The organism is Pseudoclavibacter sp. RFBG4 (assembly GCF_002931515.1).
GTDB lineage: Bacteria > Actinomycetota > Actinomycetes > Actinomycetales > Microbacteriaceae > Pseudoclavibacter.
Genome location: NZ_PSYC01000026.1, coordinates 78735 through 89072 on the forward strand (window position 1 = coordinate 78735; position 10338 = coordinate 89072).

Here is a 10338-nt window from a genome sequence, read left to right on the forward strand (position 1 = left end):
ATCGTCTCAGGGCGTCGCTCAGTTCGCGGCGCGTTCCAGCTTGATGTGCGAGGCCATGAGCTCGCCTTGGTTCGTCTGAGCGGCCATGAGGGAGAGCTCGCCGCAGAGAACGGTTGCCGCACACAGTACGGCCAATCTCCGAGCGTTCGCTCCGGGCTCTCGTTCTTCCTTGCAGCCGAGTCGGGCGAGGTTCGCCTCGATGAAGTCGAGGCCCTTGCCGTTTCCGACGCTGCCGACGATCAGATTGGGCAGCGTGCAGGAGAAGTACAGGTCGCCGTCGCGCACCTCCGCATGGGTGATGCCCTGCGAGCCCTCGACGATGTTCGCCGCATCCTGGCCGGTCGCGAGGAAGAACCCGAGGAGCATGTTCGCGTAGTGCGCGTTGCCCGTCCGGAGACCGCCGGCGAGCATCGTGCCGATGAGGTTCTTGCGGACGTTGAGCTGGGCGATCTTCTCAGGGGTCGATCGCAGCCACCGCTCGACGGTGCGGCGTGGGAGCACCAGCTCGGTGACGACGTTCTTGCCCCGGCCCAGGATGCCGTTGACGGCAGTCGCCTTCTTGTCTGAGCAGAAGTTTCCCGAGATGGACTCGTAGCGGAGCTCGGGCCAGCGACGCAGGATGAAGTCCATGAGCCGCTCCGAGGCGAGCGTCACCATGTTGTGGCCGGAAGCATCACCGGTCGTGAGCTCGAAGCGCAGGAAGAGCAGGTTGCCGGCGATCTGCGCGTGCAGGTCGATGAGGCGCGCGAATCGGCTGCTGGTCGCGACCACCTCCTGCAGCAGGTGCATGTGCGCCTCGATCTCGCGGAGCGCCTTGAGCGCGACGCCGGCGTCGTCTGCCTCGAAGAGTACCGAGCGGCTCATCCGCTCATCGATGAGCGTCGCCTTGATGCCGTCGGGCACCAGCATCGACATCTTGGCACCACGGCCGACCGACGGCCACAGGGGCTGCTCGTAGGTCGCGAGCGGCACGAGCTGCTCACCCTCCATGACGTTGCCGGTCACGCGAACCGGACCGACCCACTTGAGCGGAACTGGTGCGTGGTCGAGGAGCTCGGTGCTCATCGCTGTCCTTTCGATGGGAGGGTGCCCCGCCCGCGTGCACGCGAGACGGTGGCCGGGTCGATGCCGCGGGAGGTGCAGAAGTCGAGGAGGGCGCCGTGGAGGACCAGCTCCTGCTGGCTGAGCGCGCCAGGGGTGACGGCGCCGAGCATCGTCTGGAGCGATGTGAGCTGTTCCTGCCAGGAGCGGATGTGCTCGATGAGCGTCTCGACCCCGTGCTCGACGAGCACCTCGAGGAAGTGCCCGGAGACCCCAACTGCCCGCGCGCCCAGCGCGAGAGCGCGGAGTACGTCGAGGGGTGTGCGCACTCCCCCCGACGCCAGGAGGACCGGCAGAGCGGCAGTGCTCGAGTCAGCCTCGATGAGCGCCTCCGGCGTGGACTGGCCCCAGCCCACGAGGGACGCGTAGTCGCCGAGGCGGCGCCGGGAGTTCTCGATCCTGGCGAAGTCGGTGCCGCCGCGCCCGCTCACGTCGGCGTACTGCACGCCGAGCTGGGCCAGCCGCTCCAGGGTGCTCGCGCTGAGTCCGAAGCCGACCTCCTTCACGATGACCGGCACGCTCACGCGCTGCACGATCGACTCGATCGCGGCGGGCCACGCGGCGAAGTCCCGGTCGCCTTCCGGCATGACTGTCTCCTGCACGGAGTTGATGTGGATCTGCAGGGCGTTCGCCTCGAGCAGGTCGACGGCACGCTGAGCGTCATCCGGCGACACGGTCGCGTTGACGTTCGCCATGACGAAGCCGGTGGGGTTCTCGTCACGGATGACGCGGAAGCTGGAGGCCGTCGACGCGTCCTTGAGGTAGGCGGAGAGCGAGCCAGCGGCCATCGCGATGCCGGTCTCGCGAGCTGCGCGTGCCAGGTCGCCGTTGATGACGCCCGTCCGTTCGCTGCCGCCCGTCATCCCGTTCAGGTAGAACGGCACGGGCCAGCTCGCGCCAGCCACCTGCACGGCCGTCGAGACGGTCGCCCGGTCGACCCCGCCGAGCGCGTGATGGATGAAGCGGACATCGTCGAAGTCGTTCCGGACGATCCCGGGACGTTGCGCGAGAGCCAGGTCGACGTGCTCGTCCTTGCGGTTACCCATGTTCTCGAACTCCAACTCGACGGTGCGGTACGACGTGCAGATCCAGGACCTCGATGCCGGCGGCGCGCCACGCGGCATCGAGCTCCTCGTTGTGGGCGGGTGCCAGGGCGATGCCGCAGTCTCCGCCACCGGCCCCGGAGGTCTTCGCGGGGATCCCGACCGAGCGTGCTGCCGCGATGAGCGCCGAGAGCGCCTCGGTGCGGATGCCGATGCCGCTCAGCTCGTCCAGCGCCTCGAGGTTGGCCTCGGCGTCGCGGATGGCCGCGAGGGCAAGCCCGCTGCGCTCGGCACGCACGGCGGCGACGAGAGCGGCCGTGATCCGGTCGCTCTCCGTCAGGAAGGCCGCGTACTGCTCGGTCGTTCGCCAGTCTCCGGCGTGCAGGGTGCTGACGAGTTCGGCGGTCGAAGCCGGCGCCGAGGTCCACCCAACATGCAGGACGACGGAGCTCGGGGAGGGAAGCGCCTCGAGGACGAGTCCGGGCCAGGCCTCGACCAGGCTCGCCTCGACCCCGCTGCGGCGTCGGAGCTCGCGAGCGGCGAGGCGATCGGGTGAGGCATAGTGCACCCATCCCCCGAGCGTGCTCGTCGCGATGTCGGCGCACGATGCGGCGGGGCGCAGCTCGATCGTGGCGAGGCTCGCGAGGCGGTACACCGCGTCGTCGTCGACGTGGATGCCGAAGTGCTCCGCCACGGCGCGGACGGTGACGACGGCGACGGCGCCGCTCGAGCCGAGGCCGAACTTGCGACCGCTGACGTCGTCGAGCTCGCTCTCGATGTCGAGCGCGAAGGGCTGCGGCTCGATGCCACGCTCGCGCGCCAGCTGGACCAGCACTCGGATGCACTCCCGGACGAGGTCCGCACCGGGGGCATCGATCGTGACGAGGTCGCCGTCGATGCTCACGGGCACCGGCTGCGCGCCGAACTGGTGCGAGCTGACGGTGCTGCCCTCGTCGGCCGAGGCAGCCCGCAGGCTCGCTCGGATGAGTCTCGATACGCCGACGATCACGGCGTGCCTGCCCGGTTCGACAACTGCGTACTCGCCGTTGACGAAGAGCTTGCCCGGTGCCTCGGCGACGATCACCGCACCACTCCGGGGGCGGCGTCGGCCTGTGCGGCGGCGTTCGTGACCGCCACGCCCGGACCGGCAGGCGCGATCACGAACTCGGTGCCTGGGGCCGCGGATGCGAGCGCGTCACGCACAGCCGGCGCCTCGGAGGCCCTGCACAGCGTCTTCACGTTCGGTCCGGCGTCCATGGTCGCGTAGGCCTCGAGGCCACCGCGTCGGAGGGTGGCGACGGCATCGAGCAGCGCCATGCTGCCCGCCGTGAGGTAGCGGACCGGCGGCACGGCCCCGAGCATGGCCGCGTGCATGCGGAGGGCGTTTCGCTCGGAGATCTCGCCGACCTCCGTGAAGTCGCCACGGCGGAGCGCATCGCGCATGAGCGCCAGCTCGCCCGGGTTCGTCTCGACCCATGGCGCGTTGTATGGGGAGGTCTCGACGGTCCGGCGCATGGCCTCCCTGCTCGAGATCGACTTCGCCCCCGCGTTGACGATGCCGAGCACCATGGCGGCGTCGATGTTGGCATCGTCGACCGGCTCGGCGTACGAGCTGAGGTCGTCGGTGCCCGCGTTCCAGACGGCGAAGCCGCCGAAGATCGAGCGTGAGGCCGAGCCCGAGCCGCGCCGCGCGAGCCGCGACAGCTCCCTCGGTGACAGGTCGAGGCCGTACGCCGACGATGCTGCCGCTGCGAGCGCGGCGAAGCCGGAGGCGGAGGATGCGAGACCAGCCCCCGTCGGTCCCGCGTTGCTCGTCTCGACCCGCGCTGACCGCACGCTGCCGGCGAGCTCGCCGACGTGGTCGAGGAAGCGTGCGACCTTGGCGGCCGCGGCCTCCGGCATGGCTGTGCCGTCCTGGAGGATCTCGTGGGGCTGCCCCTCCCCCAGGAGCGAGACGGTCGTCGTCGTCGGGTAGACCGCGAGCGTCAGCGACAGGCTCGAGGTCTGCGGGATGATGAGCGCCTCATCGCGCTTCCCCCAGTACTTGATGAGCGCGATGTTCGGGTAGGCGACGGCGGTCGCGGTCACAGCGGCGTGCCTGTGCTGGTGACGCTCCAGGTCTGGATCGCACCCGCGCTCTGCAGCGCAGCCGCGACGACCGCCGCGTTCCCCCGATCGACGACGGCGACGATGCAGCCGCCGAGCCCGCCTCCCGTGAGCTTCGCGCCGAACGCGCCGGCGCCGGTCGCAGCCTCGACGAGCTCGTCGAGGGCCGGGTGGCTCACGCCGAGACTGGAGAGCAGCACGTGGGCCTCCGACATCCGTGAGCCGAGCGAGCGTGCCTCGTTGGTCTCGAGGTCGGTGATGGCCAGGTCGGAGAGCTCCCCTAGGGCGTCGATGATCGACATCGTGGCGTCGTGGTCGCGTTCGAGCGAGGTGCGCACGTCGTCGACAGCCTGGCGCGTGGATCCGTGCACACCGGTGTCGGCGATCACGAAGCAGGCGTCGAGGGCGACCGGCACGGGCACGGCGCTCGCGTTCTGGAAGCGGATGGGCGACGGGATGGTCGTTGCGAGCGCGTCGAGCCCGCTCGGCTTGCCGTGCGCCACCTGCTCGGCCAGCTGGACGAGCGCGAAGTGCTCACCACCGGAGAGCGTCACGTTGTGCAGGCGGGAGACGGCGTCGACGATCGCGCCGGCCGCCGCGGCACTCGACCCGAGTCCTCGTCCGAGGGGGATGTTGCCGCGGACCGCGACCGTGAGTCCCGCGAGCTCGCCCCCGATCGCGCGCAGCGTCTCCTCGATGGCCTTCCTCGGAGCCTCCAGGATCTCCGGAGCAGCCGTGAGCGGCCCCGTGTAGTGATCGGACTCGAAGCGCGGCTCAGTGCCCTCGCGCCAGGCGGTCGCTCGCATGCGCATGGCGCGCAGCGGAAGCGCGACGGCCGGCTTCCCGTAGACGACGACGTGCTCCCCGAACAGGATCAGCTTGGCGTGCGCGCTCCCGCGCCCGACGGCTCGTCCGATTCGCGGCAACGCGGAAGTGTCGAGAGAAGCAAGCGACGTCACGTCGAAACTCGATGGCACCAGGGTCACTCACCTCGCAGTAGGTCGGCGTCAAGTGTACGGCGCGGCCAGGCCGAACGCATTTCGGGCACTCGTCAGCTTCCCAGGATGTTGACCATCCATGCGACCCCGAAGCGGTCGACCAGCATTCCGAAGGTGTCTCCCCACGGCGCCTGCACGAGCGGCTGCTCGATCTCGCCGCCATCGGCCAGCTTGTCCCAGTATCCGCGAAGCTCGTCGGCGGCGTCGCCGCTGAGGGAGATCTCGACCGTTCGTCCGGGGTTGGGCTCGATGAAGGAGGGTGTGTCGGAGGCCATGATCGTGAACCCGTTCGCAGTCGTCAGCTGGCCGTGCATGATCTTCTCCGACTCGGAGGGGTCCATCGGCATGCCGGAGCCGCCGTAAGTGCTGAGCACCAGCTCGCCCCCGAACACCTCCCTGTAGTACTCGAGCGCCTCGCGCGCGTTGTCGAGGAGGTGGATGTACGGGTTGAGGATGACGGCCATGGTCGTCCCTTTCTCTCCTATGGACGACGGGCCTCGTCACACCATCCGATCGTGGCACAGGCCGCCGACATTTCGAGGCATCCCGGCAGGGAATACCGTGAAACAATCTCGGCATGGAATTCACGACGACCATGAGCCTCACGGGTAGGAACACCGGCTGAGAGGGCGCTGAGCTGATCACGGTCGACCTCGGGACCGAGACGCGCGCCACGAAGGAGCCGACGGTCGTCGCGTCGCTGGCATGACTCCCGCATCACATCCGGGTTCTGCACGGCCGCCTAGAGTCGAAGCGACTCGGCGAGCGCTGGCCGGACCTGGGCACGCGTGAGGTGGCCAGCGATCACGAGGTGGGACAGTCCCTGCACGGTTGCCCAGAGCGCCGTGGCACGTGCCTCGATCCTGGCGGGGCTCGCCTCTGGGTCGAGGTCGGCGGCCGCATTGCCGAGCAGCCGTTCGAGCTCCTGGATGAGTGGTGCCATCGTCGCACTCGGTGCCCCCGGGATGCAGACCTCCGGGTCGTAGATGAGCGTGAAGGCGTGCGGATGATCGACGGCGAACTCGACATAGGCGACGGTGAGCGCGAGTGCACGCGCCTGCGGGGCGGCTCCGGGAGCATCCGCCGAGCTGACCGCGTGCACGAGTCGCTGCATGCTCACCTCGCCGAGGCGCTTGAAGAGCCCGGCTTTGTCTCCGAAGTGGTGGTAGGGCGCGTTGTGGCTGACGCCCGCCTCGCGGGCCAGCTCCCGGAGGCTCATCGTGGCGTGCGACTTCTGCGCGAGCAGCTCCATGCCTGCGGCCTCGAGGACCGGGCCGAGGTTGCCGTGGTGGTACGGCGCATCCGATCTTGACATGAGCAACATCATAGCTAAGCTGACTGTCGTCACATCTTGACACTGTCCACTTCTAGGCTCTGGAGCCCGAATGCACACCCTCGTCATCGACGGCCACCCCAACCCCGACTCGCTCTGCGCTGCCCTCGCCGCGCGTTACGCCGACGCCCACGGCGACGCCGAGGTCCTCGCAGTCCGCGACCTCGTCTTCGATCAGAACCTCCGACGCGGCTACACCAGGCGCCAGGAGCTCGAGCCCGATCTGCAGCAAGCCTGGAGTGCGATCCAGGACGCCGCACGCATCGTGATCGTCACCCCGGTCTGGTGGGGCTCGGTCCCGTCACTCCTGCAGGGCTTCTTCGACCGGCTGCTCCTGCCGCGCATGGCCTACGACGCCTCCGGCCCGCTGCCGAAGGGCCTGCTCAAGGGGCGCAGCGCGCGTGTGATCCTCACCGCGGACAGCCCCGGCATCTACCTGCGCCTGACCGGCAACACGCCGATCAGGCAGCTCAGGACCCACGTGCTCGGCTTCGTCGGCCTCGGGCCCATCGCGGTCACCCGCTACTCCCCCGTCAAGACCTCCACCGAGCAGCGACGCGAGCAGTGGCTCGCCGACGCGGCCCGCCTCGGCGCGAAGGACGCGAGACGCTACTTGCCCGCGCCGAGACCCGCCCTGATGAGCTGACCGGTCGTCGCCGTCGGCAGGTAGGCGCGCGTCAGGCCGATGCCGATGCGCGGGAGGTCGGCCTCATCTCGGTAGAGCAGGTACATGGGCTCGTATCGCGGATTGAACTTCGTCTTGAAGCTGTGCAGCGAGGAGAAGCCGTAGAGGGGCTCCAGGAGCTCGGAGACCTGGCTCAGCACCTGGTCGAGCGCCGTCGCCTCCGCCTGCCCCGACCCCGCGAGCGGCGCTCCGGAGAGCGAGGCGAAGGCGGCGCCCTCGTCCCGGAAGGCGAGGGCCGACGAGATGATGAGGAACTCCATGACGGGCTTGAAACCGCCGTCACGCCGACGCATGAGGTCGAGCGTCCAGCCGCGGACCGCGCCATCCTGTCCGTACACGGGCAGCCACGACGTGACGCCGTGCACGCTGCCGTCGTCGTCGATCGCGATGCCGAGGCGCACGGCCGGGTCGAGGGCCTCATCGACGCCGCCGAGCGTGAAGCCCATCTCCGGCAGTCCCTTGTCGCCGACCCAGTCCTCCGAGATCGCGCGCACCTGCGCGAGCACCGCCCATGGCTCCTCGGCGAGGGTCGTCATCTTGAAGCGGATGCCCTCGCGCTCTGCACGGTTCACGGCGGAGCGCACCGGCTGCCACGGTTTGCCCTTGAGCTCGAGCCCGGGGAGGTCGATGATCGTGTCCTCCGCGACCTGCACGCGCTGCCAGCTCGCGGGGGCCGCATCCACCGTCGCGCGGGTCGCCGAGAAGAAGGCGGGAGTGTGCCCGGCCAGCTCGGCCCGGGAGGCGAAGTCGTGGATGAGGTCGCTGAGCTCTTCCTTCGGCGCGACCGGGTCGCCGAGCGCGAGGGCGACGCCCGAGTACTCCTGGTAGGCGACGTAGCCGTCCTTCTTCGCGCTCAGCAGGTAGTGGTTGCGCGGCCAGAGCGTCATCCAGGAGATCGTGCTGCCGCCGACCCTCGGGAGGATCTCGCGAGCGTCCTCGACCGTTCCTCGGCGCTCACCCGAGATGGAGTTCTTCGATGGCCGCACGCGGACCGCGAACGAGCGGCGCGCGACGATGAGGAAGACCACGACGAGCACCCAGAGCAGGGAGCCGGCGAAGTTCATGGTGAGGCCCTCGTCGAGGCTGCCGGAGGTGGCGACCACGACGACGATGAGGGCGAGCTCCAGGAGGTTGAAGACGCCGAGCGCCACCGCGACGACCCAGGCGAAGCGCTGGCCCCGCCTGATCCCGTTGGCGACGAGGAGGATGACGACGACGTCGATGGCGACGCCCACCCACGTCTCCGTCTCCGCGTCCGTCTTGCCGAGCGGGCCGTCGAGCGAGAAGAACGCGGCGACGACCTGGGCCGCGCCGAGTGCGATCAGGGCGGTGAACGCGATCAGCCGGTCTTCGCGCGTGCTCGTCGCGAGACCCGTCTTTCGATGGCGCTGCACGGCGTAGATCGTGAAGATGACGGCGACCGGCAGGAAGTGCTCGATGTCGGCGAGGTCGCCGACGTAGAGGAGACGCAGGGAGACGAGCGCCCCGAGCGCGAGCCCGAGTCGAAGGCGCCACGGCGGACGCAGCACCCAGACCAGCGCCGCGGTGAGGGCGGCGATGCCGCCGGATGCGCCGACGTCGAGGTCGTCGGCGAGGCGCGCCGCCCACTCCCAGCCGGTTGGGGCGAGCGCCGCGACGATGGCGAGGGTGCCGAGCACCGCGAGCGCCTGGCCGCCGAGGAACACGAGGGCGGTGCGCTTCCAGCCGAAGCGGAATTCGAAGACGCCGCCGACGATGAGGAGCTGCACGATGAGGAGGGCGTAGTGCCAGGCGCCGCCGCCGAGCAGCGATCCGGTGATGGGGGTCCACCACATGCCGGCCTCCAGCGGCGGGAGGCCGAAGGCGACGTCGCCGTACCAGGGCTGGGCCCGTGAGGGGTGCCACATGGCCCCCGTCGCGACGCCGATCGCGATGATGACGAGGGAGAGCGCCGTCGTGAACGGGGCCCGACGAGCGAAGGTGACGATCGGCCGCACGGCTGCGGCGAGCGCGTCGCGAACGGCGGCGCCTCCCGGGGTGGAGTCCTGCGCGTCCTTGGCCGCGGGGATGAGGAGGTCGAGCTCCTGCTCGGTCTCGCTTGTCGCCTCCGCACCCTCTGGTCGGCGCCGGGCTCGATAGACGACGATCGCGACGATGACGATGACCAGGACCGCGGCGACCGCGAGCGCGGCCCAGCCGAAGGCGTGGATGAGTGCGAGGGCGCTCTTCCCGAGCGCGACGGTGATCGCGGTGACGCCCGTCGCCCAGGCGATACCGCCGAGCGCGTTCGCGAGCAGGAAGCGCCCGTATGGCATGGCCATGGCTCCGGCGAGCGGACCGGCGAAGACTCGGAGGAGCGCGATGAAGCGTCCGAAGAAGACCGCGTACGCACCCCACTTCTGCATGAGCCCGACCGCCGCGTTGATGCGCGCGACGCCGAAGTACTTCGGGTACCGCTGCGAGAGGTAGCGCAGCAGTCGTGCGCCCCAGCGCTTGCCGATGTAGTAGCCGATCGAGTCGCCGACGATGGCGCCGACGGCCGCGGCGGCGGCGAGCAGCCAGGGGTCGACACCCGTGCCCGCGACGCTCATGAGCACGGCTGCGATGAGCACGCTCTCGCCCGGGAGGGGCAAGCCGAGGCTCTCGAGCGTGACGATGACCGCCACGAGGAGGACGACGAGGAGTGGTGGGAGCGCTATGAGCCAGTCGAACACGGGTTCAGGCTAGCTGTGAAATGCCCGAGAGACGCGGGATTGTTGCCAAACCGCCGCCAGATGCGCTCCGAACGACCCACGTGACCAACCCCGGACACAGCGAATTGAGGAGCAACACATGAAGAAGACGACGACTCGGACCATCGCCAGCCTCTCCACGGCCGCAGCCCTCTCCCTCGGCGCCCTCGCCCTGACGGCCGCTCCCGCGAGCGCCGGCGAGCTCGCACCCGCGTCGGCTTCGAGCTCCGTCTCGACGCTGGCCAGCGGCGCGCTCATCAACGGCCCGCTCATCGACGGCCCGCTCATCGACCTCGGCGGGCTCCTCAACTCTCTCCAGATCGGCCAGTTCCAGTAGCGGGTGCGCCTCCGTCTCAAGGAG

10 protein-coding genes are annotated in these 10338 nt (G+C 69.7%); 2 read left to right on the forward strand and 8 right to left on the reverse strand.

Annotation, left to right across the window (positions count from 1 at the left end; all coding sequences use genetic code 11):
* Positions 1 to 18: 18 nt before the first annotated feature.
* The 7 genes from C5E10_RS09905 to C5E10_RS09935 form a co-directional block, all read right to left on the reverse strand.
* Positions 19 to 1065 (reverse strand): hydroxymethylglutaryl-CoA reductase, encoded by a 1047-nt coding sequence (locus C5E10_RS09905; RefSeq protein WP_104240845.1) that lies wholly within the window; start codon positions 1063 to 1065, stop codon positions 19 to 21.
* Positions 1062 to 2147, reverse strand: a complete 1086-nt coding sequence (gene fni / locus C5E10_RS09910; RefSeq protein WP_104331493.1) for a type 2 isopentenyl-diphosphate Delta-isomerase — start codon at positions 2145 to 2147, stop codon at positions 1062 to 1064. Before fni ends, C5E10_RS09905 begins: the two co-directional genes overlap by 4 nt.
* Positions 2140 to 3228, reverse strand: a complete 1089-nt coding sequence (locus C5E10_RS09915; protein WP_181062715.1) for a phosphomevalonate kinase — start codon at positions 3226 to 3228, stop codon at positions 2140 to 2142. Before C5E10_RS09915 ends, fni begins: the two co-directional genes overlap by 8 nt.
* Entirely contained in the window at positions 3225 to 4232 is a 1008-nt protein-coding gene (mvaD, locus tag C5E10_RS09920; protein WP_219820349.1) for a diphosphomevalonate decarboxylase, read from the reverse strand. The genes C5E10_RS09915 and mvaD overlap by 4 nt, the downstream gene beginning before the upstream one ends.
* Positions 4229 to 5176 carry a mevalonate kinase gene (gene mvk / locus C5E10_RS09925; RefSeq protein ID WP_104331529.1) on the reverse strand — a complete coding sequence of 316 codons (948 nt, stop codon included), beginning with the start codon at positions 5174 to 5176 and terminating at the stop codon, positions 4229 to 4231. The genes mvaD and mvk overlap by 4 nt, the downstream gene beginning before the upstream one ends.
* Positions 5177 to 5301: 125 nt before the next feature.
* The gene (locus tag C5E10_RS09930; protein ID WP_104331496.1) at positions 5302 to 5712 is read right to left on the reverse strand and encodes a VOC family protein; all 411 of its coding nucleotides are present in this window, start codon (positions 5710 to 5712) and stop codon (positions 5302 to 5304) included.
* A gap of 278 nt (positions 5713 to 5990) precedes the next feature.
* Complete coding sequence (locus tag C5E10_RS09935; protein ID WP_104331530.1) at positions 5991 to 6563, reverse strand: TetR/AcrR family transcriptional regulator; 573 nt, start codon at positions 6561 to 6563, stop codon at positions 5991 to 5993.
* A gap of 70 nt (positions 6564 to 6633) precedes the next feature.
* On the opposite strand from C5E10_RS09935, the gene C5E10_RS09940 reads away from it, so the two are divergent.
* On the forward strand, positions 6634 to 7227 hold the full coding sequence (locus C5E10_RS09940) for an NAD(P)H-dependent oxidoreductase (protein ID WP_104331497.1): 594 nt from the start codon (positions 6634 to 6636) through the stop codon (positions 7225 to 7227).
* Here C5E10_RS09940 and C5E10_RS09945 read toward each other — a convergent pair.
* Positions 7191 to 9959 (reverse strand): rhomboid family intramembrane serine protease, encoded by a 2769-nt coding sequence (locus C5E10_RS09945; RefSeq protein WP_104331498.1) that lies wholly within the window; start codon positions 9957 to 9959, stop codon positions 7191 to 7193. The genes C5E10_RS09940 and C5E10_RS09945 overlap by 37 nt on opposite strands.
* Positions 9960 to 10077: 118 nt before the next feature.
* On the opposite strand from C5E10_RS09945, the gene C5E10_RS09950 reads away from it, so the two are divergent.
* Positions 10078 to 10314 carry a hypothetical protein gene (locus tag C5E10_RS09950; protein WP_104331499.1) on the forward strand — a complete coding sequence of 79 codons (237 nt, stop codon included), beginning with the start codon at positions 10078 to 10080 and terminating at the stop codon, positions 10312 to 10314.
* The last annotated feature ends 24 nt before the right edge of the window (positions 10315 to 10338 follow it).

Coding starts and splice junctions, on each gene's coding strand:
- C5E10_RS09905 (WP_104240845.1), bottom strand. CDS start 1,065: ATGAGCACCGAGCTCCTCGACCACGCACCAGTTCCGCTCAAGTGGGTC.
- C5E10_RS09930 (WP_104331496.1), bottom strand. CDS start 5,712: ATGGCCGTCATCCTCAACCCGTACATCCACCTCCTCGACAACGCGCGC.
- C5E10_RS09935 (WP_104331530.1), bottom strand. CDS start 6,563: ATGTCAAGATCGGATGCGCCGTACCACCACGGCAACCTCGGCCCGGTC.
- C5E10_RS09940 (WP_104331497.1), top strand. CDS start 6,634: ATGCACACCCTCGTCATCGACGGCCACCCCAACCCCGACTCGCTCTGC.
- fni (WP_104331493.1), bottom strand. CDS start 2,147: ATGGGTAACCGCAAGGACGAGCACGTCGACCTGGCTCTCGCGCAACGT.
- C5E10_RS09950 (WP_104331499.1), top strand. CDS start 10,078: ATGAAGAAGACGACGACTCGGACCATCGCCAGCCTCTCCACGGCCGCA.